Annotated in this window: 22 protein-coding genes; 16 read left to right on the top strand and 6 right to left on the bottom strand. The window is 64.5% G+C overall.

The window, feature by feature from the left end:
- Nucleotide 1: 1 nt before the first annotated feature.
- Both M9955_05905 and M9955_05900 read left to right on the top strand, forming a co-directional pair.
- On the top strand, nt 2-658 hold the full coding sequence (locus M9955_05905; GenBank protein MCO5081179.1) for an FMN-binding negative transcriptional regulator: 657 nt from the start codon (nt 2-4) through the stop codon (nt 656-658).
- Nucleotides 655-1,707 (top strand): ornithine cyclodeaminase, encoded by a 1,053-nt coding sequence (locus tag M9955_05900; protein ID MCO5081178.1) that lies wholly within the window; start codon nt 655-657, stop codon nt 1,705-1,707. Before M9955_05905 ends, M9955_05900 begins: the two co-directional genes overlap by 4 nt.
- A 26-nt stretch (nt 1,708-1,733) precedes the next feature.
- Here the strand turns inward: M9955_05900 and M9955_05895 are convergent, their stop codons facing one another.
- Nucleotides 1,734-2,507 carry a helix-turn-helix domain-containing protein gene (locus tag M9955_05895; GenBank protein MCO5081177.1) on the bottom strand — a complete coding sequence of 258 codons (774 nt, stop codon included), beginning with the start codon at nt 2,505-2,507 and terminating at the stop codon, nt 1,734-1,736.
- Between the two features lie 145 nt (nt 2,508-2,652).
- Here M9955_05895 and M9955_05890 point away from each other — a divergent pair, with 145 nt between their 5' ends.
- The 10 genes from M9955_05890 to M9955_05845 all read left to right on the top strand — a co-directional run bounded on the left by M9955_05890 (nt 2,653) and on the right by M9955_05845 (nt 12,987).
- Nucleotides 2,653-3,813, top strand: a complete 1,161-nt coding sequence (locus M9955_05890) for an extracellular solute-binding protein (protein ID MCO5081176.1) — start codon at nt 2,653-2,655, stop codon at nt 3,811-3,813.
- Nucleotides 3,814-3,880: 67 nt separating this feature from the next.
- Nucleotides 3,881-4,753, top strand: coding sequence for an ABC transporter permease (locus M9955_05885; protein MCO5081175.1), 873 nt, complete (start codon nt 3,881-3,883; stop codon nt 4,751-4,753).
- Nucleotides 4,747-5,529 carry an ABC transporter permease gene (locus M9955_05880; GenBank protein ID MCO5081174.1) on the top strand — a complete coding sequence of 261 codons (783 nt, stop codon included), beginning with the start codon at nt 4,747-4,749 and terminating at the stop codon, nt 5,527-5,529. The genes M9955_05885 and M9955_05880 overlap by 7 nt, the downstream gene beginning before the upstream one ends.
- A complete protein-coding gene (locus M9955_05875; GenBank protein MCO5081173.1) occupies nt 5,526-6,617 on the top strand; it encodes an ABC transporter ATP-binding protein in 1,092 nt (363 codons plus the stop codon). Before M9955_05880 ends, M9955_05875 begins: the two co-directional genes overlap by 4 nt.
- Nucleotides 6,614-8,092, top strand: coding sequence for an amidohydrolase family protein (locus M9955_05870; protein ID MCO5081172.1), 1,479 nt, complete (start codon nt 6,614-6,616; stop codon nt 8,090-8,092). Before M9955_05875 ends, M9955_05870 begins: the two co-directional genes overlap by 4 nt.
- A 23-nt stretch (nt 8,093-8,115) precedes the next feature.
- Nucleotides 8,116-9,207, top strand: a complete 1,092-nt coding sequence (locus M9955_05865; GenBank protein ID MCO5081171.1) for a DUF4432 family protein — start codon at nt 8,116-8,118, stop codon at nt 9,205-9,207.
- A 33-nt stretch (nt 9,208-9,240) separates the two neighbouring features.
- Complete coding sequence (locus M9955_05860; protein ID MCO5081170.1) at nt 9,241-10,269, top strand: succinylglutamate desuccinylase/aspartoacylase family protein; 1,029 nt, start codon at nt 9,241-9,243, stop codon at nt 10,267-10,269.
- Nucleotides 10,266-11,210, top strand: coding sequence for a threonine/serine dehydratase (locus M9955_05855; GenBank protein ID MCO5081169.1), 945 nt, complete (start codon nt 10,266-10,268; stop codon nt 11,208-11,210). Before M9955_05860 ends, M9955_05855 begins: the two co-directional genes overlap by 4 nt.
- Nucleotides 11,207-12,139, top strand: a complete 933-nt coding sequence (locus tag M9955_05850) for a Gfo/Idh/MocA family oxidoreductase (protein MCO5081168.1) — start codon at nt 11,207-11,209, stop codon at nt 12,137-12,139. Before M9955_05855 ends, M9955_05850 begins: the two co-directional genes overlap by 4 nt.
- Complete coding sequence (locus tag M9955_05845; protein ID MCO5081167.1) at nt 12,136-12,987, top strand: amidohydrolase family protein; 852 nt, start codon at nt 12,136-12,138, stop codon at nt 12,985-12,987. The genes M9955_05850 and M9955_05845 overlap by 4 nt, the downstream gene beginning before the upstream one ends.
- A gap of 5 nt (nt 12,988-12,992) precedes the next feature.
- On the opposite strand, the gene M9955_05840 is transcribed toward M9955_05845, so the two are convergent.
- From M9955_05840 to M9955_05820, 5 genes are all read right to left on the bottom strand, one after another.
- Nucleotides 12,993-13,478, bottom strand: a complete 486-nt coding sequence (locus tag M9955_05840; GenBank protein ID MCO5081166.1) for a MaoC family dehydratase — start codon at nt 13,476-13,478, stop codon at nt 12,993-12,995.
- Entirely contained in the window at nt 13,471-14,358 is an 888-nt protein-coding gene (locus M9955_05835; protein ID MCO5081165.1) for an SDR family NAD(P)-dependent oxidoreductase, read from the bottom strand. The genes M9955_05840 and M9955_05835 overlap by 8 nt, the downstream gene beginning before the upstream one ends.
- Nucleotides 14,359-14,407: 49 nt before the next feature.
- Nucleotides 14,408-15,199 carry an SDR family oxidoreductase gene (locus M9955_05830; protein ID MCO5081164.1) on the bottom strand — a complete coding sequence of 264 codons (792 nt, stop codon included), beginning with the start codon at nt 15,197-15,199 and terminating at the stop codon, nt 14,408-14,410.
- An 84-nt stretch (nt 15,200-15,283) separates the two neighbouring features.
- Nucleotides 15,284-16,528 carry a TetR family transcriptional regulator gene (locus M9955_05825; protein ID MCO5081163.1) on the bottom strand — a complete coding sequence of 415 codons (1,245 nt, stop codon included), beginning with the start codon at nt 16,526-16,528 and terminating at the stop codon, nt 15,284-15,286.
- 61 nt (nt 16,529-16,589) lie between these two features.
- Entirely contained in the window at nt 16,590-18,389 is a 1,800-nt protein-coding gene (locus M9955_05820; GenBank protein MCO5081162.1) for an acyl-CoA dehydrogenase, read from the bottom strand.
- Between the two features lie 128 nt (nt 18,390-18,517).
- Between M9955_05820 and M9955_05815 the strand changes: the two genes are divergently transcribed.
- From M9955_05815 to M9955_05800, 4 genes are all read left to right on the top strand, one after another.
- Nucleotides 18,518-19,720, top strand: coding sequence for an acetyl-CoA C-acyltransferase (locus M9955_05815; GenBank protein ID MCO5081161.1), 1,203 nt, complete (start codon nt 18,518-18,520; stop codon nt 19,718-19,720).
- Nucleotides 19,721-19,882: 162 nt separating this feature from the next.
- A complete protein-coding gene (locus tag M9955_05810; protein ID MCO5081160.1) occupies nt 19,883-21,124 on the top strand; it encodes a D-amino acid dehydrogenase in 1,242 nt (413 codons plus the stop codon).
- Nucleotides 21,125-21,134: 10 nt separating this feature from the next.
- Nucleotides 21,135-21,938 carry an aspartate/glutamate racemase family protein gene (locus M9955_05805; protein ID MCO5081159.1) on the top strand — a complete coding sequence of 268 codons (804 nt, stop codon included), beginning with the start codon at nt 21,135-21,137 and terminating at the stop codon, nt 21,936-21,938.
- A 55-nt stretch (nt 21,939-21,993) separates the two neighbouring features.
- The gene (locus M9955_05800; GenBank protein MCO5081158.1) at nt 21,994-23,115 is read left to right on the top strand and encodes an ABC transporter substrate-binding protein; all 1,122 of its coding nucleotides are present in this window, start codon (nt 21,994-21,996) and stop codon (nt 23,113-23,115) included.
- Nucleotides 23,116-23,129: the final 14 nt, after the last annotated feature.

The raw sequence follows: 23,129 nt of genomic DNA, 5'->3' as shown, positions 1-23,129 counted from the left end.
CATGTATTCCAAGCCGGAATTCGCGCCGCTCTCGCGCGACGAGGTTTTTGACCTGATCGAGAGCGCGGCCTTCGCCACGGTGGTGACGACCGGCCCGGCCGGCCTGGTCGTCTCGCACCTGCCTTTCACGCTGAATCGCGCACGCGGCGAGAACGGAACGCTCGTCTCCCATCTCGCCCGGGCCAACCCGCACAGCATCCTGATCGCGGAAGGCCGGGAAACGGTCGCCGTCTTCCACGGTCCGCACGGCTATATCTCCTCCTCGTGGTATCCGCGCAATCCCGTTCGCGACAGCGCGCCGACGTGGAACTTCGCCGTCGCCCACTGCCACGGCAAACCGGTGGCCCTGAACGATCAGATGACGGCGCGTCATCTGCTGCAACTCGTGGACGTGCTGGAGAAGGATCGGCCCGACCGCTGGCGAATGCGGGAGCTTGGGCCGGGCGGCATGGAGCGGCGCATGCCGCACATTCTCGGCTTCGACATGCCGATCAACCGGCTCGAAGCGAAATTCAAGATGGGGCAGGACGAACGGATCTACGACACCGCCGCGGCCATCGATGCTCTCGAAAGCGACGATCCGCGGCTTGCCGGGATGATGCGTCGGCACAATGCGCATCGGACGATCGATCCTTCCGACGGAGAGCAACGCGCATGATCGCAAATCTGAACGTCGTGCCTTTCGTCAGCGTCGACCACATGATGCAACTGGTGTTGCAGGTCGGCGTCGAGCGTTTCCTGCGCGAACTCGCCGGCTACATCGAGGCCGACTTCCGTCGCTGGCCCGCATTCGACAAGACGCCGCGCATCGCCTCGCACAGTGCCGAAGGCGTCATCGAGCTGATGCCGACGAGCGACGGCAACGTCTACGGCTTCAAATATGTCAACGGTCATCCGAAGAACACGCGAGACGGCCGCCAGACCGTCACCGCTTTCGGCATGCTGGCGGACGTTCATACCGGTTATCCGGCGCTGCTGTCGGAAATGACGATCCTCACGGCATTGCGCACCGCCGCGACCTCCGCCGTCGCGGCGAAGCACCTCGCCCGGCCGGACGCGGATACGATGGCGATCATCGGCAACGGCGCGCAGGCCGAATTCCAGGCGCTGGCTTTCAAGGCGCTGCTCGGCGTGGATCGCATCCGTCTCTATGACATAGACGGTTCGGCCAGCGAGAAATGCGTCCGAAATCTTTCCGGTCTCGGGTTCGACATGACCGTCTGCAGATCGACGCAGGAGGCGGTCGAAGGCGTGGACATCATCACGACCGTGACGGCCGACAAGCAATACGCCACCATCCTTACCGACAACATGGTCGGCTCCGGCGTCCATATAAATGCCGTCGGTGGCGACTGTCCCGGCAAGACCGAACTGCATCGCGACATCCTCATGCGTTCCGACATCTTCGTGGAGTATCCGCCGCAGACACGCATCGAAGGCGAGATACAGCAGCTGCCTCAGGATTATCCGGTGACCGAGCTCTGGCAGGTGATCGCAGGCAGCGCGCCGGGACGCCACAGCGCGAGGCAGATCACCTTGTTCGATTCCGTCGGTTTCGCCGTCGAGGATTTCTCGGCGCTGTGCTACGTGCGCGATCAGTTGCTGAAGACAGGCCTCTATCAGGAACTCGACATGCTGGCCGATCCCCACGAGCCGCGCGACCTGTTCGGCATGCTGCTTCGCGCCGGCATGTCATCCAAACATTGAAGCAGTCCAGCGGGATCGCAAACCGTTCAGACCAGCAGCGCGTCGGAGATTTCGCGGCAGGCTGCCACGACGTGATCGCGGACTGCCCCGAAATCCTCATGACGGCCGATCTGCTGCAGGCACGGCACGACGATGCTGGCGATAGCCCTGCCGCCTCGATCCAGGACCGGTGCGCATATGTCGATGACGCCGACGAGGAAATGGCTCGGCGCGACGATCGACCCGCCTGAGGCGATCCTGTCGAGCTGGCCTTCGAGATCGTCCGGCAATTGCTTGCCGTCGGCGAGTTTCAACCCTTCCTCGATCATGGCCCGGCGCTGCTGCGGCGGTTGGAAGGCGATGATGGTCTGGCCGGACAACGCCTCGATCGCGGCGTTGCCATAGCCGAGCTGCAGCGAGAAATTGAATTCCGCCTGTGGCGCGGCATTGGCGATCACCACCGTTTCCCCGCGGGCGACCACGACAAGATGGCTGGCGTGGCCGACGGACTTGCTGAGCCGTTCCATCACCGGCAGCGCCACCTCCACCAGCGTGCGCGAGCGCGGCGTGCGCATGCCGAGTTCGAACAGCCTGTTGCTTAACGCCAATTGGTCCGTCGCGGCGTCGCGGTGCAGATAACCGCGTTCCACCAGCACATAGACCATGCGGAAGATCTCGCTCTTCGACCGTCCGAGCCTCTCCCCGATCTGGCGGGCGCTCATCGGCTCGCCCTCGGCGGCCAGCAGTTCGAGGATGTCGAGGCCTTTTTCGAGCGCGGGCGCCGAGTAGCCGGCACGGTCTTCGACGGCGGGCTGATCCATTCCGGCTGCCTTACTTGTAGTTTCATCAGTGATACTTGACTTCATATACGAAACGATCCCTAATCACAATCGCTGCCGGCGTTGGCCGGTGCAGGGGAACGATAAACGCAGCGGGCTGCCCGACAGGCCCGAGAGGAGAACGATCGTGGACGACAGATTGCGCATGTTTCTCGACGCCAAGCTCAACGCCGACGTCAGCCGTCGCCGCCTTCTGCAGGGGGCAGCCGGACTTTCGGCGCTCACCGTGCTCGGGCTCCCGGGCGAAGCCTCGGCGCAGGCCAAGCTCGGCGGCGAGTTGAATTTTCTCGGCTGGGACGGCGAGCATGGCGGCAACGTCGCCAAGTCGTTCCTGGAATCCAACAACATCAAGATGAACGCCTCCTTCCAGTCGGCGGCCGACGAGGCGCTGACGCGCTTCAACACAGGCGGGCGCGGCGCGATGGACATCCTGACGCCCAACAAGGATTTCCAGACCGCAATCCTGAAATCTAACACCGAACTCTTCCAGCCGCTCGACCTCAGCCGCATTCCGACCGCCGCCGGTCTCTGGCCTGCCTTCAAGGACGCGCCGTGGCTGGTCAAGGACGGCAAGACCTACGGCATCCCGATCATCTGGGGCGACGAGCCCTGCGTCTTTAACCCGAAGAAGTGGGACGCGATGCCGGCGAAGTATACCGACTTCGCCGATCCGAAGTACAAGGGCGAGCTGGTTCTCCTCGACGATCCGTTCGGCAATATCTGGCTGTGGGCGAAATCGCTCGACATGCCGGAGCCCAACCGCCTCACCGCGGACCAACTCCAGCAGGTTCTGGACGCGATGCTCAAGGTGAAGCCCAACGTCGTCACCGTGGGTTCCTCGCATGGCGACATGGCCGACGTGCTGGTGCGCGGCGATGCTTCCATCGGCATCGGCGGCTGGGCCTATCAGGTGATGATCGCCAAGGAAAAGGGCGTGGAACTGGTAGTCGGCTCACCGTCCGTCGACGGAACCTTCTTCTGGTCGGACGCTTACGCCATCGCGGTCGATGCGCCCAACATCGACAATGCCTACGCCTTCATCGATTTCATGACGAAGCCGGAGTCGAATGCGGCGCTCGCCGCCGAACTCGCCTCGGGCTGCACGGTGGAAGCTGCGTACGACCTGATGAAGGAGGACATCCGCAACATGTTCCCCTATGACAATGTGCGCCAGCCCGGCGGCGGCATCCTTGGCACCCAGATCGTCGTCCCGCCGCAGGAGCCGGACGGCGACGTCGTCGGCGCTCCTGCCTGGGTGGAAACCTGGCAGACCTTCAAGGCGTCGTGACGCTTTCAGGCCGCCGCTCTTCCAAAGACGCGGCGGCCCGCTTCGAACGAGGTTTCGGCTGACGATCATGGCGGATGCAACGACTGCATCGATGGGCGGCGCTCGCCGCCCGCTGGGGCCGCTGCTCCCCGCGGGCGCGTTCTACGTCGTCTTCTTCGCCGTGCCGATGCTCTGTCTCTTCGTCATCAGTTTCTGGACGGCGAAAGGCTTTACGCTCATCCCCGGCTTCACGTTTGCCAACTACGTGAAGATCTTCACCTCGCCGCTCTATCAGGCGCTGATGCTGCGCACCATCGGCGTGGCTTTCGTCACCACGCTGATCGTGGTGCCGGCGGCCTTCGCGCTCGCCTGCTGCATGCGCTTCGTCTTCGAGCGGCGGGGGCAATTGATCCTGCAGATCGTCCTGCTCTCCCTGTTCAGCGGCTATCTGGTGCGCATCTATGCCTGGCGCACCATCCTGGGCAAACAGGGGTTGCTGAATTCCACGCTGATGTGGCTCGGCGTCATCGATGAACCGCTGGAGTTCCTCATCTACAGCAATATAGCGGTGGTGATCACGCTCAGCGGCCTCTTGCTGCCGCTGGCCGTTCTGCCGCTTTACTCGGCCCTGCTCAACGTGCCGCGCGATCATCTGGAGGCGGCGCGCGACCTCGGCGCAGGGCGCCTGCATGTGTTGCGCACCGTGCTTGTGCCGATGGCGATGCCGGGCCTGCGGACCGCCTTCGCCTTCGCCTTTCTGCTGGCCGCCGGTGACTTCGTCACGCCGAGCCTCGTCGGCGGTTCGCAGAGCCTCCTGATCGGAAACATCGTCGCCGACCAGTTCCGTGGCATCGGGTCCAACTGGCCGCTCGGCGCGGCCATGGCCTTCGTCGTCGTCGCGGTGATGCTCATCGCCTATCTCGCCGTCGTGCGGCTCATCCGCTGGGTGACGCGATGGTGAGGCTGAAGCGGCTTGTGCCAGCCGGCTTCGTCGCGCTGGTGCTCACCTATCTCTACGCTCCGATCGCGGTGATCGTGCTCTTCTCGGTCACCACCTCGCCGCGTCTCAGCATGCCGATCGAGGGGCTGACGCTCTCCTGGTACGCCAACGCGTTCTCCAATCCGCTGATGACGACGGCGCTTACGAACAGCCTGATCCTCGCTCTGGTGTCGGCGGTATTTTCGGGCCTGTTCGGCTGCGCCTTCGCCTTCGGGCTGGTGGCGCTGAAGCAGCCTCGCTTGCGCGCCGCATTGCTGTCTGCCAGCCTGCTGCCGGCGATCGTGCCGCTGCTCGTCATCGGCATCTCGCTCGCCGTATTCTTCCGCGCGCTCGGCATGCCGCAGGGTCTGCTCAACACCGCCTTCGGCCACATCCTCGTCAGCCTGCCCTTCGTGGTGCTCACCATGAACGCGCGGCTCGAGAATTTCGACTTCAGCACGCTGGAGGCAGCGCGCGATCTCGGCGCTTCGCCGTGGCGGGCGTTCCGTGACATCACCTTCCCGCTGATCCGCCCGTCGGTCATCGGCGCGGCGTTGCTGGCCGCAGCCCTGTCACTGGACGAGTTTGTCGTGACTTGGTTCAACATCGGCAATCAGCAGAGTCTGCCGGTGCTGGTCTGGGGCCTGATGCGGCGCGGCATCGACCCGTCCATCAACGCCATCGCGACCATGCTGTTCGCGCTGCTCGCCTGTCTCGTCATCGCTTCCAACATCCTCAACCGGAAGAAGGCTTCGTGAACACAGCTGCCGTCGATATCGCCGGAGTCCGCAAGCAGTTCGGCCAGGTCACCGCCCTGGAACGCGTTGATTTCAGTGTGGCCGAAGGCGAGTTCGTATCGCTGCTGGGCGCCAGCGGCTGCGGGAAGTCGACGCTGCTCAGGATTATTGCCGGCTTCGAGCAGCCAACGACCGGCGCGGTGCGCATCTATGGAGACGACGTCACCAGTCGACCGCCGGAACGCAGGCCGACCAACCTTGTCTTCCAGCGCGGCGCGCTCTTTCCGCATATGACCGTTCGCGAAAACATCGGCTATGCGCTTCGGCTCAAAGGCTGGGAGCGCGCCCGCATAAGCGCCCGCGTCGACGAGATGCTGGCGCTGGTGCGGCTCGAAGGTTTCGGGGAGCGCGAGCCGTCGCAGCTTTCCGGCGGGCAGGCGCAGCGTGTGGCGCTGGCCCGCGCGCTTGCCGCCGAGCCGCGCGTGCTCCTGCTCGACGAGCCGCTTTCGGCGCTCGACCTGAAGCTGCGCCAGCAGATGCAGCTCGAACTGCGCGCCATCCAGAAGCGTCTCGGCGCGACCTTCGTCTTCGTCACCCATGACCAGACGGAGGCTCTGGTCATGTCGGATCGCATCGCCATCATGAACCGGGGCCGGATCGTCCAGTACGACGCGCCGCGCGATATCTACCGGCGGCCAAATTCCATTTTCGTTTCGGATTTCATCGGCGCGACGAATCTCCTGCGCGGAGAGATCGCGGCATTGGAAGCAGAGCGCGTCCTGCTGAAGGCGGACAGCGGCGTCTTCTTCGCGACAAGGCCCGAAACGCCGTTGCGGGAGGGCCAGCGTGCGGCATTGTCGCTGCGGCCTGAAGCTATCCGTCTGAGGCGCGGCGAGCACGCCGCAACGCCGGGATCGAGCGTCATGGGTGTTGTCGAGGAACTTGTCTATCAGGGGAACAGCGTCCGTGTCGGTGCGCGCCCGGCGTCCGGTGCGATCCTCTGGGCCGAGCTTCGCGACGAGGAAATCGAAGGATTAGCACCGGGCGAACGCGTGACGCTCGAATGGGCGAAGAGCGCCGCCACCCTTTTGCGGGAGGACGAGGAATGAACGCTCCACGGGAAAAGGCGGAACTGGTGATCCGCAACGGCTACGTCATCACCATGGACGATGCCGCCACCATTTTCGAGCACGGCGCAGTCGCCGTTGACGGCAAGGGCCGCATCCTCGCCGTGGGCGACGACGCCGAAATCGGCGCGCGCTATTCGGCCGCGCACAGCATCGACGCACACGGAGCGCCGGTGCATCCGGGCTTCATCGAATGCCACCTCCACGCCTCGTTCCACCTGTATCGAGGAGCACTGCCCGACCATCTCGTGGAGAGCGACGCCTTCGACACGTTCGAGGGCCATTTCTACAACAACGTCACCGACGAGGACGAATATCTGTCCGTGCTGCTCGCCTGCATGGAGATGGTGAGGAACGGCACCACCTGCTTCATGGAAGCCGGCACCGTTCTGACGCCCGAGATGGCGGCCCGCGCGGCTAAACAGGTCGGCGTGCGTGCCGTCATCGGAGATGCCTTCATCTGGGACCAGCCGCAGGGTTTTGCGCAGGGCAAGGAAGCCGGCGATGGTTGCGCCACCTGTGCCGCGCAGGCGCGTCTGCACACCGAACTTCGCCGTGCGCCGAAGACACGCGCCGAGGCGCTGGCTGTTCTCGGCACGGAACTGAAACGCAACGCCGATCCCGACGCGTTGGTGACGGGGCATGTTGCGGTGTTGGGCCTCGGCACGGCCAGCGAGGAACTGATGATGGAAGCGAAGGCTTGCGCCGACAGCGCCGGCGTGACGCTCAATATCCATCAGTCCTACAGCCCCGCCGATACGGAAGCCGACCGCCGCCGCTTCGGCAAGGATCCGCTTGTCCACCTTTTCGAGACGGGTTTCCTCGACCGCAACGTCACCTTCGGCCATGGCAATCACCTGACCGATGCGGAATGCGACGCGCTGATAGAGCGGGGCACGTCGATCGCCTGGGCGCCGGCCGCCTCGATGATGTGGGGGCATGGAAGTTCGCTGCACGGCCGTCACGCCGAACTCTGGCGGCGTGGCGCGAATATTGCCCTCGGCTCCGATTCGCCCAACTGGTCGAACGATTTCGACCTCTGGCGTCAGGCAAATCTCGCGGTGATGGCCGTGCGGGACGTGCACATGGACCGCACCTACCTGATCGCCGAGGATGGCATCTACATGGCGACGCGTGGCGGCGCGCGGGCGGTGGGGCTCGAAGATCGTATCGGTTCGCTGGAACCGGGGAAGCGCGCCGATATCGTCATCCATACGCTCGACAGGCCGGAAATGGTGCCGACCACCAACATGATCCGTAACCTCTTCTATGCCTCACGCTCCAAGTCGGTGCATACCGTCATCATCGACGGCAGGATTGTTCTCGATGAGGGGCGCTTTCCAGCACTCGATGAAAGCGGCATCTATGCCGAGATACGCAAGGCTTCTGCAGCATTGCTGAAACGCATGGGGCACAAGCTCGAAGCCAATGCGGTGCCGCGCCCGGCGCGAAAGTGAAAGGTCGAGAAAGAGGAATGTCCATGACCAACCGTCAGGTGTCCGTTACGCTGGACCCAGCGCTTTTCGGCGAGCGCGAGAAGCGCGTAGCAGCGCTAGGCGCGCTGGCCGCCACGGCCTTCCGCTATCCGTCAGGCGTCGCAGGCCTGCGCGTCGGGAATGGCGCCGGGACGGTCACGCTCCTGCCGTTCCAGGGCCAGCAGATATGGGATGCGGTGTATGCGGGGCGCAGCCTCACCATGCGCACCATGTTCGACCAGCCCTATCCGACACGGGAGTATTTCAGGACCTATGGCGCGCTGTTCCTGCACTGCGGCGGGACCTCCATGGGCAATCCGGGGCCGGGCGACACGCACCCGCTGCACGGCGAACTGCCCAATCTGCCCTACACCGACGCCGAACTCGTCTTCGGCGAAGATGATGCCGGCTATTTCGTCGACTTGACCGGCAACGCCCGCGACACGCTGGACTTCCACCACAATTTCCTTTCCCGGCCACGTGTCCGTATCCGCGAGAATTCAACGGTGCTGGAAGTCTTCGTGGACGTGGAGAACATCGGCGGAAATCCGCTGCCTTTCCTCTACCTCGCCCATATCAATCTCCGCCCGGTCGACGGCGCGATATTGGTGGATACCGTGCGCGACGACCGCACGGACGCGGACGTGCGGCAGCCGAAGCTGCGCGACGACGAGGACGCGGCCATCGTCGCCTATCATCGCGCCATCGCTGCCGATCCTTCCTCGCACCGCGAGATCAGGCCGGGCGTCCCGGTGATGCCGGAACTGGTGCTCACCATGACTGCGGCTTCGGATAGCGACGGCTGGGCGCATGCGCTGCAGAAACATCCGGATGGTTCGGCCGATTTCGTCAGCTGGCGCGCCGACGAACTGCCCTATGCGGTGCGCTGGATGGTGCGAGGCTCCGACAAGGACGCGTTGGGGTTGGTCCTGCCCGCCACTGCCGCGCCCGACGGGCTTGCCGCCGCCATGGCCAGGGGGCAGGTCGTGTGGGTGCGGCCGGGAGAAGCGTTCCGGACCTCCTTCCGCTTCGGCGCTGTCGATGCCGCCGAAGCCGTATCGCTCGAACGAGACATCAAGATCATCCGCGGCCGGTAGGAAATGGCCGCCAAGGAAGAAAAGACAGGCTGCATGCTCAAGACCGCCGAAACCTATACCGGAAACGCCTTCACCACTGTCGATTTCGACAGACCGGGGCGGCAACTCGGCTTCGTCAACATCCCCCACTCGCCGCATGGCGACGCTTGGGGCGTCACGCAGGTGCCGATCGCCGTCATCGCCAATGGCGAAGGCCCGACCGTCGTCATCGAGGGCGGCAACCATGGCGACGAATATGAAGGGCCTATCGCCATCGGCGAACTGGCGCGCGAGCTCGATCCCGGCGCTGTGCAGGGCCGGTTGATCCTGATGCCTGCCAACAATGTTCATGCCGTTCTTGCCGCCATGCGCACCTCGCCGGTCGACGGGCTTAACTTCAACCGGGTCTGGCCCGGCGATGCGATGGGTTCCATCACCGAGCAGATCGCCGCCTATGTCGCGCACCGCATCTTTCCGATCGCCGACGCCTTTCTCGACCTGCATTCCGGCGGCTCTTCGCTCGACATCCTGCCCAGCGCCATCATTGAGCCGACGAATGATCCTGATCTGCATCGCCGCAACGTCGCCGCCGTCCAGGCCTTCGACGCGCCTTACAACGTCGTGATCTCCAACCTCGGCGACAAGCGCACGGCGACAGCCACAGCCTGCGCTACGGGATTGGTGACGGTCGGCACGGAGATGCGCGGTTGCGGCACCGTCTCGCTCGACGCGCTCGAAATCTGCCGGCGGGGCGTCCGCAACGTGCTCGCCCATCTCGGCGTGCTGGAGTCTGTTGCGCCCCCTGCCCCCGCCGCCGAGCGTCCTGTGCTCGAACTTGCCGGTCCGCCTGCCTATGTCTACGCGCCGGTCGAGGGCGTGTTCGAGCCTTTCCATGTCAACGGCACGCAGGTATCGGCGGGTCAGCCCGCCGGCCGCATCCACCGCATCTGGGATCTGACCTCCCAGCCGATCACGCTGCACTATGGCGTGGACGGCATCGTCTATGGCCGCCGTCATCCCGGTCGCGTCTCGCCGGGCAATTGCTGCGTGGTCGTGGCCTCGCCGTACAGCGGACGGGCATGATCGGCATTTCCGATATCGAGGCCGCGCGCGAACGCATCACTCCCTATGTGCGGCGCACGCCGGTGATGGAGGCGCTGCTCGCTCGCGATCCGCTCCCGTCGGCCGCGCGCGTGACGATGAAGCTGGAGCTCAATCAGGTCACGGGATCGTTCAAGGCGCGGGGCGCCATGAACCGGCTGCTCGGCGCGTCGAAGGGGGAGATCCGCAACGGCATCGTTACGGCATCCGGCGGCAATCACGGTCTCGCGGTGGCGCGTACGGCGAGTGTGGCCGGCGTTCCGGCAGTCATCTACGTGCCCGAAAACGTATCGCCGGCCAAGGTGGAGAAGATGCGCCGCTGGAATGCCGATGTGCGTATCGTCGGCTCCGACTGGAGCGTCTCCAACGAAGCGGCGCTCGACCATGTCCGTACGACCGGTGCGGCCTATTTTCATCCGTTCGCCGATCCGCTCGTCGTCGCGGGGCAAGGAACGCTGGGGCTCGAAATCCTCGACCAGATCGCGGATTTCGACACGATCGTGGTAGCGATCGGTGGCGGCGGGCTGATCTCCGGCCTTTCCACCGCGATCAAGGCGCGGCGGCCGGATGTCAGGGTGATCGCGGTAGAACCGACCGGTTCGCCGACGATCAAGGCGAGCCTTGAAGCCGGCCATGTCGTCACGCTGCCGGAAATCACCAGCCGCGTCCCGACCATGAGCTGCCGCCGTACCGACGAACGTCTGTTCGAAATCGCCAGACGCAACATCGAGGATGTCGTGCTCGTCTCCGACGACGCCATGCTCGCGGCATCGCAATGGCTGTGGTTCGAGTTCGGCATCGCCGCCGATCTTTCCGGGGCGGCGTCCATAGCGGCGCTCCAGAGCGGGCACCCGGTGTTTTCCGGAAGCCGGCATGTCTGCGCGCTGATCTGCGGCGCGGGCGCGGAAGGCGCCGGTCCATGAGGATCATGGTCGCGGGCGGCGGCGCGTTCGGCAAGGAGCATCTGAAAACGCTCACCGCCATCGGCGGGATGCAACTCGCCGTCGCGGAAACGCGCGAGGCGGAACTGGCGCGTCTCGGCGGCATGTTCCGGCTCTCCGACCGTGACGTGGACGCATTTGCGCTTCTCGATCGCTTCGCGCCGGACGGGATCGTCGTCGCCACGCCGGCCGAGGCGCATGCGCCGCTTGCGGGCGCCGCGCTGGAGCGTGGCATTCCGGTGCTGGTCGAGAAGCCGGTGACGCCGGACGCGGCGACGATGCGCGAACTGGAAGCGCTCGCAGCGCGAAGCTCAGCCTTCCTGCAGCCCGGGCACATTCTGCGCTTCTCGGACGGCCACCGGCGATTGCGCGACATTCTCGCCGCCGGCGAAATCGGTGAAATCCTGCATTTCCGCTCGCGCCGATACCGCGACGCCAGCCATGCTGAACGCTACACCGACATCGATCCGGTGCTGATGACCATGATCCACGACATCGATCTCGCCCTCTGGTTCGACGGCGGCACCGCGGCTTCCGCAAGGGCGACGCGGCGGCCGCGCGCGACTGCCCGCTCGCTGACGGTGGCGCAGCTTGAAAGTACCGGCGGTGCGACCTGGCAGCTCTCCACGGCCTGGCTGCATCCCGGTATTGAGTGCCCGCCCGACCGGGTCGAGATCGTCGGCGCCGACGGCAGTGCCGAACTGTCGGCCGCTAGCCATATCGATGTTTTCGGCAGGGCTCACCGGCGGATCGAACTCGCCGCGGACGACGATCCGCTCCGGACCGAGCTTGAAACTTTCCTGTCGGGAATCCGCGCGGGCATTTCTCAGGCGCCCGTCACCCCGCATGACGCGTTGCACGGCCTGCTCGCCGCAGAGATGATCCTGGACACGCTGGACGGACGGGAATGATCGCCGACGCGCATCTCCATCTGTTCCGCCACGGTTTTGGTCCTTCGCAGGGCGTGCCGATCCTTCGCGGCATGTCGGAAGTGGACGCCTATGAGCGGCTGATGGCACGGTACGGGATAGAGGCCGGCCTGGTGGTCTGCTACGAGGCGGACGGCATCGATCCGGACAACAACGCCTATGTGCGCGAACTGGCAACGACGCGGCCATGGATCGCGAGCGTCGCCTTCCTGCAGCCGGACCCGGTCCCATCGTTCGGGGCCATTGAGGCACAGATCGCCGCCGGTCATTGCGGAATCGCTGTCTATCTGCCGGACGTGCGAGCGGCGGAGGCCTTGCTAGCATGGCCGCGCGTAATGTGGGAGCGGCTTGAGCGCAGCGGGGCTATCATCTCGCTGAACGCGCGGCCGGAAGCGATCGCCGCATTGCAGCCCTTGATCGAGCAGTTTCACCGTTGCGAATTCCTGTTCTCGCATCTCGGCCTGCCGGGCCGCTGCGAGCGGATTCCCGCACCATCAGAAGCAAGGCGAAGGCTCGATCCGCTCCTGCGTCTGGCGCATCTGCCAAATGTCGGCGTAAAGATCTCCGGTCTCTATGCCGTCGATCCCGTTCCCCCGCATCGGTTCGCGGAACCTTTCGTCGATCTGCTCTTCGAGACCTTCGGACCGCAAAATCTCCACTGGGGCTCGGATTTCAGTCCGGCGCTCGAATTCGTCGGGTTCGAAGATACGCTGCTGGAACCAAAGCTCCGCACGCTGCCGCCGCATGAGCATGAACTGATTATGGGTGCTGGTCTCGCCCACAAGACCGAGCGAGCGAGAGCCGCCTCGACTTCAGATGCCGATCTATAGCCGGCTCATAATATCGTCATTATAAGCCATTCGGCGACGAGCGCGGGTTTCACGGCTCCCTCGATCTCGACAGTGGCGTCGTAGGTGATCAGGACACGGTTCTCGTCCTTGCGCGCTATGTCGCGCAGCAGAAAGCGTCCGCGCACGCGCTGCCCGGATTTTACCGGCGTCAGAAAGCGTAGACTGTTCATGCCGTAGTTGACGCCCATCTTCGCATCCCCGATCGCGGGGAGGGCGTCGAAAGACATGCGGCTGAGCAGCGACAAAGTCAGAAAGCCGTGCGCGATCGTGCCGCCGAAAGGCCCGGACGCAGCGCGTTCCGGATCGACGTGGATATACTGGCCATCGAGCGTCGTTTCGGCGAAGGAGTCGATGCGGGACTGGTCGATCTCGATCCAGTTGGAAACCCCGATCTCCTCGCCGATCCGCGCAGCATAGCCGACGAGGCCGGTCGTAGCGCTTGTCACCTCGCGAATGCCTGTATCAGCCATTCGGCGCGCGCCTATAGCCGGCATTGGCAAGTTCGAGCCGTCCCTGCTGCTCGCCCGAACCCGGCACGATCTCGCCATGGCGGTCGGAAATCTCATCCCACCGTTGGACGATCACGTCCGCCACCTCCGCACCTTCCCCGAGGAATATTCCGGGGGTCAGCGTGATATTCGCGGTCTCGAACGCGCCCGCGCCCGCGCAGAGGATCGTGCGCGTCGGCGCATCCTCACGCACGAGGGCGAGCACCGCCGGACTGACGCATGCAGGCCGCAGCAGGTCCAGTTCGGCCTTCGGCAGAAGACCTTCAAGCATCTGCGTGGCCGCAGTGGGCGCGACACAGTTCACCCGGATGTTGTTGCGTGCGCCCTCCAGCGCGAGCGTCTGCATCAGGCCGACCAGGGCCATCTTGGCCGCGCCGTAATTGGACTGACCGAAATTGCCGTAAAGGCCCGACGACGATGCCGTCATGACGATCCGTCCATAATTCTGCGCCCGCATATGGTCCCAGACCGCCTTTGTGCAGTTCACCGAACCCATGAGATGTATGTCGACAACCATCCGGAAATCCGCGAGGTCCATCTTGGCGAAGGTCCTGTCGCGCAGGATGCCGGCATTGTTGACCAGAATGTCGACTCGCGACCATCGCTCCAGCGCCTTCGCGACCATCGCCTGCATCGCATCGAAATCGGTCACCGACGCGGCGGCTGCCATCGCCTCGCTACCGGCCTTGCGGATTTCCTCTGCCACCGTGTCGGCGGGCGCTTCCGAAAGATCGTTGACGACGACCTTGGCGCCGCGCGCTGCCAGCAGCAGCGCGTGCTCGCGGCCGAGGCCGCAGCCTGCCCCGGTGACGATTGCCACCCTTCCCGAAAGATCGATCATTCCGCTTCTCAATTCCTGTCGCGCTGCGTGTGAAGTTGGCGGATGCCCGTCACGGATCGACCATATCGGGCGGACAGGCGTGCACGACGCCGCCATCGACGGTCAGCACCTCGCCGACCACGTAATCCCCTGCACGACTGGCCAGATAGATCGCCGCCGCCGCCATGTCCTCCGGGCGTCCGACGCGGCCCGCCGGTATGGAAACCACATAGTCCTCGCCATGGTCGCGGGCCGCCCGGTTCATGTCAGACGGGAAGGCGCCCGGCGCGATGGCCGTGGCGACGATATTGTCGCGGATCAGCCGCGCCGCCATCCTACGCACCAGATGGTGGATCGCGGCCTTCGACGCCTGGTAGCTGTAGGTTTCCCAAGGGCTGACGCGCAGGCCGTCGACGGAGCCGATGGAGATGACCTTTGCCGGTCGGGCTGGCCGGGCGCTGGCCTTGAGCGCGGGATACAGCGCCTGCGTGAGGAAGAAGGGAGCCTTGACGTTGATGTTGAATACCTTGTCCCAGCCGGCCTCGGGGAAGGTCTCGAAGTCCGAACCCCAGGCCGCGCCGGCATTGTTGACAAGGATGTCGAGGGCCGGTTCGCGTGCGGTGAATGCCGCGGCGAGCGCCTGCGCGCCTTCCACCGTCGAAACGTCGGCGGGAAGCGCGAAGCAGTTCGGCCCCATTTCCCTCGCGGCTGCGTCGCATTGGTCGGCCTTGCGCGCGGAGATATAGACGCGCGCGCCCTGCGACAGAAAACCTTCCGCGATCATCCTGCCGATGCCGCGTGACCCGCCGGTGACGAGCGCGATGCGCCCGTCGAGCGAAAAGAGCGATGCGGTATCAAGCATGACGGCCTCCGGTTCATGGATCGCATGCCGCGTGAATAGGCTTCACAATGCAGCATGACAAGTGAATTTGTACGTATGTACAGTTTATCGGTTCGATAGCGCCATGGCTTCGCCAATCGCAGCGGCAAAATCCTCGCGGGAGCGCGAAAGATCCATGTTGTCAGGCTGGCCGGCAATGCCGCGGATCAGCTTGCCGACGAAAAGCGCCTGCAAGCGCAATGGCGCGGCATGGGGCACCGCACCGTGATGCACAGTCTTCAGGCGTCTCGCCCAGGCGTGGTGCTGGTCCAGCAGGGCGCTTCTGACTGTCGGGCGGAGTTGCGCGTTCTGCGCCGCGCTCATCCAGACCGAATAGTAGCCGACATTCTCGCGGGCGAATTCAAGCAGTTCGCGAAAGAAAATCGTGGTGGTGAGATCGGCAAGACGGGCTGCGTCTATCTTTGTCGCCGTCGTCGCGCCGATGCCGGCGCGATAGCGGGACTTGGCCCGCTCGAACAGCGCGGTCTGCGCGGCGCGCAGCAGCCCCTCGATGGTGGGGAAATAATAGCCCGGACCGCTGCGCACCATGCCGGCCCGTTCGGCCACGGCGGCATGAGAGACAGCGGCTGTCCCTTCGGCGACAAGCACTTCGATCGCCGCCTCGATCAGCCGCCCACGTGTCTCGATCTGTCGCGGGCGAAGCGTGTCGAGCGAGGGCGTGCCGGGCTCGACGTCCGTCCTGGCTTCCTTCAACTGGTCGAGAGCAATGGTTCCATGCAGCAGGTCGGAGACTGTCCCGGCTTCCAGCATCAGCGGATGCAAAAGGATGCTGAAACCGACGACGATGTCGATCGCGGCGCCCGGCCGGAGCGGTGAGCGGCTGGGCAGTATGTCGGCGATCTCATCCCAGATCGCGTCCAGTTCCGCATACCAGCGCTGGGCGAGAGCGCGTCCGTCGGAGTGCCGCCCGCCATGCAGCATCAATTCGCACCAGGCGAGCGAACGCGTCCTTTCGCGGCCAAGCGCGTTGCCCACCACGCGCTCGACGAGATCGTCCATGGAGCGGATCGCGGTCTCTTCGCCGGCCCGCACGCGTCTTTCCAGCCGCCGGAAGGCTTCCAGATAGCCTTCCATCAGCATGCGCGACGTTTCGGCGAGGATGTCCTGCTTGGTCTCAAAGTGATAGGTCGTTGCCGCGAGGCTGACACCGGCTTCCTTGGCTACGGCCCTATGGGTCAGGCCTGAGACCCCGCGCGCCGCGAGCACCTGAATCGCGCCTTCCGCGATTTTTCGGCGCGTCCTGAGCGCTCTTTCCTGCGCGGCGCGCTTCGGCGCTCCGCGGTCGCGCATGCTATCGGCTGGGCCTGAGATCTCCATCGGCACACTGGATAACTCAGCTTCGACTCCAAGCCTAGCCGCTGCCGAACATCGTCGGCGGCGCGTCGAGGCAGGTGGTATCCAGTGCGGCGCACAGCTTCAGGCGCGTGACCGCCAGTGGCAGCTCGTAGCGGATGAAATACTGGCAGGTCGCCAGTTTTGCTTCGTAGAACGGGTCTTCTGCCCCGGTTCCAATCCGAAGCGCGTTCGCGGCGGCGATGGCCTGCCGGACCCACATCCAGCCGATGACGACATGGCCGAACGCATCGAGATAAACGGTGGCGTTGGCGAGCCGGATAGCCGGGTCGCCGCAACCGAGCAGCGCGTCGGTCGTTTCGGAGAGAGCATCGATGCATTCGGCCATCCTTGCGGCGTCTTCCGACAGGCGTTCGATGCGGCTCGCCGTCTCCCCGGTCTCGCGCATCAAGGCTATGAAGCGCCGCATCGTGCGGCCCTTGTCGCCGCCGACCTTGCGGCCCAACAGGTCGATGCCCTGTATGCCGAACGTGCCTTCATGGATGTGATTGAGGCGGTTGTCGCGATAGAGGCGTTCCAGCGGATAGTCCCGCGTATAGCCGTAGCCGCCGAGCACCTGCATCGCCCATTTGTTGGCTTCCAGGCAATGTTCCGAAGGCCAGGATTTGACCACGGGTGTCAGCAGGCCAAGAAGCGCGCGAAGCCAGACGGCTTCCTCGGCATCATCCACGATCGCCAGTTCGTCGACCAGCGTCGCCGCGTAAAGGCACAGCGCCTGGGCGCCTTCCACCGCCGCCTTCTGCGCCATCAGCATGCGGCGGATGTCGGCATGCTCGATGATCGGCACTTGCGGTGCGAGCGGGTCCTTCTGGTCGATCGGACGACCCTGCGCGCGCGTCCTCGCGTAATCCGACGCATAGAGATAGCCGCCGAGCGCCGCCATCACTGAAGCGTGGCCAACCCCGATGCGCGCCTCGTTCATCATATGGAACATATATTCGAGGCCGCGATGCGGCTCGCCGATGAGATAGCCGAGCGTTTCTCCACTTTCGCCGAAATTGAGCAGGCAGTTGGTGGTGCCGCGCTGCCCCATCTTGTGGTTGAGGCCGGCAAGCGCGATGTTGTTCGTGCGGCAGGCGGAACCGTCCTCCTCAAGGCGACGCTTGGGTACGAGGAAAAGAGAGATGCCCTTGCTGCCGGCGGGATTGTCCGGAATCCTGGCCAGCACCATGTGGACGATGTTGTCCGAGATGTCGTGCTCTCCGCCGGAGATCCACATCTTGCTGCCGCGGATACGGTAGAGACCGTCATCGCCGGGCGTTGCGATCGTCCGGATATCGGCAAGCGAAGAACCGGCCTGCGGCTCCGACAGGCACATGGTGCCGAACCAGCGGCCTTCGAGCATCGGAGGCAGGAAGCGGGCCTTCAGTTCCTCCGATCCGAACGCGTTGAGGAGGTTGGCCGCCGCGATCGTGAGAAAGGCGTAGTTCGTCACCGCCGTGTTGGCGCAGACGAGCATGCCGCTGGCGGCGGTGTGGAGCACCCACGGAGCCTGCAGTCCGCCGATATCCTCCGCGAAGGGCAGCGCGAAAAAGCCTGCCTGCGCGTAGGCCCTCAACGCCGCTCCGGTCGCGGCGGGCATCAGTACCTTGCCGTCGACGAAGCGGGGTTCGTCGGCGTCCACCTCGGCAGCTGCCGGCAGGAAATGCTCCTCGGCGATTCCTTGCGCCGTGTCGAGCATCTGACGCACCGCGCCGGCATCGTAAGCCGCGTAGCGGCGATGGCGGCATAGGCGCTCGATGTCGAGCAATTCGAACAGGATAAAGTCGAGCTCGCGCCGGTCCACGATCATCGACATGCAAACCTCCCGAAACTGGTCGATGGCCGATATAACTCCGGCCTTGTAGGCTGTCGACAAAAATTGTACATTTGTACAGTTTAGTAAGGACACTCGATAGTGCTTGCCGGTTCCGGACGGAGGAAAAGATGAGAGAAGCAGTGATCGTATCGACGGCGCGAACGCCGATCGGGAAGGCGTATCGCGGCGCTTTCAACAATACGCAGGCGCAGGAACTGGCAGGTCATGCGATCGCCAGCGCTGTCGCGCGGGCGGGCGTCGATCCGGCGGAAGTGGACGACGTCATCATGGGAGCCGCATTGCAGCAGGGATCAACCCATATGAATGTTGCGCGCCAGGCACTGGTGCGTGCGGGTCTGCCTACCAGTGTTGCCGGGATGACGATCGACCGGCAGTGCGCCTCGGGCCTGATGGCGATCGCCACGGCGGCCAAGCAGATCCTGCATGACGGCATGACGGTGACTGTCGGCGGCGGGGTGGAGTCCATTTCGCTGGTGCAGACGCCAAAGATGAACCTTGACCGGTCCGAGGACCCATGGCTGGTCGCGCACCGGCCCGACATCTACATGTCGATGCTGGAAACCGCCGAGGTGGTCGCCGCCCGCTACGGCGTTTCGCGCGAAGTCCAGGACGAGTACGGGCTGTCCTCCCAGCAGCGCACGGCGCGGGCGCAGGCCGAAGGTCGCTTCAACGCGGAGATCGTGCCGCTGAAGAGCGTCATGAGGGTCAAGGACAAGGCGACGGGCGAGGAGAAGAGCATCGAGGCGACGCTTGAGCGCGACGAAGGCAATCGCGCCGATACGACGCTGGAAGGCCTTTCGAGCCTGAAGCCGGTGTTTTCCGGCGGGCAGTCTATAGAGACCGGCCGATACATCACCGCCGGCAATGCCTCGCAGCTCTCGGATGGTGCGTCGGCGAGCGTCATCATGGAGGCGCGGGAGGCGGAAAGGCGCGGCCTTAAGCCGCTCGGCATTTATCGCGGCATTGCAGTTGCGGGCTGCGACCCGGACGAGATGGGGATTGGTCCGGTCTTCGCGGTGCCGAAGCTCCTTAAGGCGCACGGGCTGACGGTCGACGACATCGGCCTTTGGGAACTCAATGAGGCGTTCGCGGTGCAGGTCGTCTACTGCCGCGACCGACTGGGCATCGACCCCGAAAAGCTGAACGTCAATGGCGGCGCGATTTCCATCGGCCATCCATACGGCATGTCGGGAGCCCGATTGGTCGGGCATGCGCTGATCGAGGGTAAGCGCCGCGGCGTCCGCCACGTCGTCGTCACCATGTGCGTGGGTGGCGGCATGGGCGCTGCCGGCCTCTTCGAGATCAATTGAGGGCACGGGCGACGCTGCTGCGACAGCGGAAAAATTCGAACCTTAAATAAAGCCGGTTGACAAACGCACATCAAAACGCAACTTTGTCGACAATAGTGAATTACAATTGAGTGGCGATGGTGCGAAGAGGATCGCAATCGCCATCTCGCCTTGAGGGTCCACATGCGAATTCTGGTCATGGGTGGCGGCGTCGTCGGAGTGACGGCTGCCTACGAACTGCTGAAGGACGGGCATGAGATCGTGCTTGTCGAGCAGAACGAGGCCGCAGGCATCGAGACAAGCTGGGGCAATGCCGGCATGGTGGCGCCCGGCCACTCCTTTGCCTGGTCGTCGCCGCACGCGCCGATGATCCTGCTGAAATCGCTCGTGATGCGGGATCAGTCGCTGCGCTTCAAACCGTCCCTAGACCCGGCGCTCTGGACCTGGTCGCTCAAGTTTCTTGCTCAATGCACGAAAAGCAGGTCTGAATACAACACGATACGCAAGCATCGCCTCGCGACGTATTCCCAATCCATCCTGCATGAGACGCTCTCGGCGCTCGACATCCGCTACGACCGTGTCGACCGCGGCATCCTCTATTTCTATCGCACGCAGGGCCGGCTCGAAGCAGGCATCGACCACATGCAGGTCCTGGCGCGGAGCGGCCAGAAGATCGAAGTGCTCGACCGCAAGCAGGTGCTGGCGTTGGAGCCGTCGCTGGCCCAGGTCGGCCACAAGATCGCCGGCGGGATCTACTGCCCCACCGACGAGACCGGCGACTGCAACAAGTTCACCACCGCGCTTGCAGCGTATTGCACGGCGAACGGCGCCGAGATTCGCACAGGCGAACGCGTTCTCTCCATGGAAGCGTCCGGGGACGAGATCCGTGGCGTCCGTACCGACAAGGGAACCATCAAGGCCGACGCCTATGTGATGGCGCTGGGCAACGGGAGCCGCGCTCTGGCGAGAACCGTCGGCGTCTCTCTTCCCATCTATCCGGTCAAGGGTTACTCCCTCACAATCCCCGTCGACGGAGCCAAATCGCCGCCGACCATCGGCTCCGTGGACGAGGAGAATCTCGTCGCGATCTCGCCCTTCGGCGATCGTGTGCGCGTCACCGCGACGGCGGAGATTTCCGGCTATAGCAAAAGCCACAAGCCGAAGGATTTCGAGTTCATGGCGGGCGTCGCGCGCGAACTCTATCCGGACGGCGCGCGGCATGACCGGGCGGAGATGTGGGCCGGCCTGCGCCCGATGACGCCCACGAACCTGCCGATCATCGGCCGAAAGCGCCACCGCAATCTCTATTACGACACCGGTCATGGCCATATCGGCTGGACGATGTCGCACGGTTCGGCTCGCATCCTGGCGGATGTGGTCGCCGGCCGGAAGCCGGCGCTCGCGCTTGAATCCATCGTCGATTGAGGAACCCGACATGACCGTATCGGCCGCTCATTCCGGCAAGCCCTCCAGTTTCTTGGACGCAGGCGTTCTGCCTTGCGATCTGGATGAAGGCATCGCCCGGCGTGCGGCGATCGGGCTCGTGGTGCTGGCGACCGACCAGACGATGGAGCACGAGTTCCGCCGCCTGCTGCCGCTCGACGGCGTCGGCATCTACTGCACGCGCGTCTTCAACGACGCCGACATCACGCCGGATACGCTGCGAGCCATCGGCGCGCGCATCACGCCGGGCACGGAGCTGATCCTGCCGGGGCTGCCGCTCGACGTGGTGGGATTCGGCTGCACCTCGGCGACGATGACGCTCGGCGAGGAATTCGTCTTCGAGCAGATCAGGAAAGCGCGGCCCGGCATCGCCTGCACGACGCCGGTGACGGCTGCACTTGCGGCTTTCGACGCCTTTGGCGCGAAACGTATCGGTGTCGTGACGCCCTATGCGCCTGCCGTAAATGAAGTTGTCAGGAAGTACTTCGAAGGACGCGGCGTCAATGTCGCTGCCTTCGGGACCTTCGACAAGCTCGACGATCGCGAGGCGGCGCGGATTTCTCCGCAGTCCATCGTCGAAGGAATCAAGAACCTCGCTGCCCGGGCCGCCCTCGATGCGGTCTTCGTATCCTGCACCAGCCTGCGCCTGACCGAGGTGATCGACGAGATCGAAGCCGCGGCCGGCCTGCCCGTCACATCGAGCGACCATGCGCTCGCATGGCACTGCCTGAGGCTTGCCGGTGTCACCGACATCATTGCCGGTGGCGGACACCTGTTTTCGCTGCAGGCGCGCTGAGACGCGCCGCAGCCCGCGCAATCAAAACCAGCCAGATCACCAATGGGAGACAGAAATGGCTAACATCACCAGACGTAAATTCATTGCCACGACCGCCACGGGCGCTCTGGCCGCTACCGTCATGCCGAGGGCGCTTTTTGCCCAGGGCGAAGAGATGGTGTTCGGCGCCGTGCTGCCGCTCACCGGCGCCAGCGCTTCGATCGGCGAGGACCAGCGCCGCGGCGTCGAACTCGCCGTGGAGAAGATCAACGCATCCGGCGGCGTGCTCGGCAAGCAGCTCAAAGTCATCATCGAGGATTCCGCCGGCAATGCGCAGAGCGCGCTCAACGCCGCCAAAAAGCTCGTTTCGGTAGACGGCGCCAAGGTGGTGATGGGCGAGTATTCCTCCGGCATCACCGTGCCGCTGCGCGAGGCGCTGGCCCGCGAAGGCGTTGTGCACGTCAATTGCGGCTCGTCCTCGGTCAAGCTGCGCCAGTCCGGCGGTGGCAGCGCCTTCTCGGTGATCGGCCTCGACGACCTGATGGCGCGCTTCACCGCGACCGCCCTGCGCGACAAGAACTTCGGCAAGGCCGCGATCATCCTGCCGAACAACGCCTATGGCGAGAGCATGAACGCGGAGTTCGCCAAGGCTTTCCAGGCCGCCGGCGGCGAGGTCGTGCAGACGCTGCTCTACACCGAAGGCCAGTCGTCCTATCGCCGCGAGTTGCAACAGGTCGCGCGCTTCCAGCCGGACGTCTACGTCTATTCGGCCTACGGCCAGGAGGCGGCGATCATCAATCGCGAGGCCTTCGAACTCGGCCAGAAGCAGACGCCGTGGTTCGGCATCTACCTCACCATGTGCATCAGCGACGCGCCGAAGGAAACGGTCGAGGGTCAGCTCGGCGCGGAAGTCAACTTCATCGGTCCGGACAGCGCCTGGTATCAGGATGCCTACACCAAGAAGTACAGCGAAGCCTTCCGCTCGGCCTTCAACGGCTATCTCTACGATGCCGTCGCCATGTCCGCCGAGGCGATCAACAAGGCGAATTCGACCGATCCGGCCGCAGTGCTGGCGGCGGCCCGCGAACTGGAGTTCCAGGGCGCGACCGGCCTCATCAAGCTCGACGGAGACAATGAACGCGCGGTGCAGGACTATCTTCGCGCGATCGTGAAGGACGGCTCGGTCGTCAGCGCCTGATCGCGCGGACGGTT

It is taken from the genome of Rhizobiaceae bacterium (assembly GCA_023953845.1).
Taxonomy (GTDB): domain Bacteria; phylum Pseudomonadota; class Alphaproteobacteria; order Rhizobiales; family Rhizobiaceae; genus Arvimicrobium.
Note: the sequence above shows the minus strand (reverse complement) of the source record. Positions and strands in the feature narration are given on the sequence as shown.

Coding starts and splice junctions, on each gene's coding strand:
- M9955_05835 (MCO5081165.1), bottom strand. CDS start 14,358: ATGATCGATCTTTCGGGAAGGGTGGCAATCGTCACCGGGGCAGGCTGC.
- M9955_05885 (MCO5081175.1), top strand. CDS start 3,881: ATGGCGGATGCAACGACTGCATCGATGGGCGGCGCTCGCCGCCCGCTG.
- M9955_05895 (MCO5081177.1), bottom strand. CDS start 2,507: ATGGATCAGCCCGCCGTCGAAGACCGTGCCGGCTACTCGGCGCCCGCG.
- M9955_05815 (MCO5081161.1), top strand. CDS start 18,518: ATGAGAGAAGCAGTGATCGTATCGACGGCGCGAACGCCGATCGGGAAG.
- M9955_05855 (MCO5081169.1), top strand. CDS start 10,266: ATGATCGGCATTTCCGATATCGAGGCCGCGCGCGAACGCATCACTCCC.
- M9955_05900 (MCO5081178.1), top strand. CDS start 655: ATGATCGCAAATCTGAACGTCGTGCCTTTCGTCAGCGTCGACCACATG.
- M9955_05820 (MCO5081162.1), bottom strand. CDS start 18,389: ATGTCGATGATCGTGGACCGGCGCGAGCTCGACTTTATCCTGTTCGAA.
- M9955_05865 (MCO5081171.1), top strand. CDS start 8,116: ATGACCAACCGTCAGGTGTCCGTTACGCTGGACCCAGCGCTTTTCGGC.
- M9955_05830 (MCO5081164.1), bottom strand. CDS start 15,199: ATGCTTGATACCGCATCGCTCTTTTCGCTCGACGGGCGCATCGCGCTC.
- M9955_05880 (MCO5081174.1), top strand. CDS start 4,747: ATGGTGAGGCTGAAGCGGCTTGTGCCAGCCGGCTTCGTCGCGCTGGTG.
- M9955_05850 (MCO5081168.1), top strand. CDS start 11,207: ATGAGGATCATGGTCGCGGGCGGCGGCGCGTTCGGCAAGGAGCATCTG.
- M9955_05825 (MCO5081163.1), bottom strand. CDS start 16,528: ATGCGCGACCGCGGAGCGCCGAAGCGCGCCGCGCAGGAAAGAGCGCTC.
- M9955_05810 (MCO5081160.1), top strand. CDS start 19,883: ATGCGAATTCTGGTCATGGGTGGCGGCGTCGTCGGAGTGACGGCTGCC.
- M9955_05905 (MCO5081179.1), top strand. CDS start 2: ATGTATTCCAAGCCGGAATTCGCGCCGCTCTCGCGCGACGAGGTTTTT.
- M9955_05800 (MCO5081158.1), top strand. CDS start 21,994: ATGGCTAACATCACCAGACGTAAATTCATTGCCACGACCGCCACGGGC.
- M9955_05870 (MCO5081172.1), top strand. CDS start 6,614: ATGAACGCTCCACGGGAAAAGGCGGAACTGGTGATCCGCAACGGCTAC.
- M9955_05840 (MCO5081166.1), bottom strand. CDS start 13,478: ATGGCTGATACAGGCATTCGCGAGGTGACAAGCGCTACGACCGGCCTC.
- M9955_05805 (MCO5081159.1), top strand. CDS start 21,135: ATGACCGTATCGGCCGCTCATTCCGGCAAGCCCTCCAGTTTCTTGGAC.
- M9955_05845 (MCO5081167.1), top strand. CDS start 12,136: ATGATCGCCGACGCGCATCTCCATCTGTTCCGCCACGGTTTTGGTCCT.
- M9955_05860 (MCO5081170.1), top strand. CDS start 9,241: ATGCTCAAGACCGCCGAAACCTATACCGGAAACGCCTTCACCACTGTC.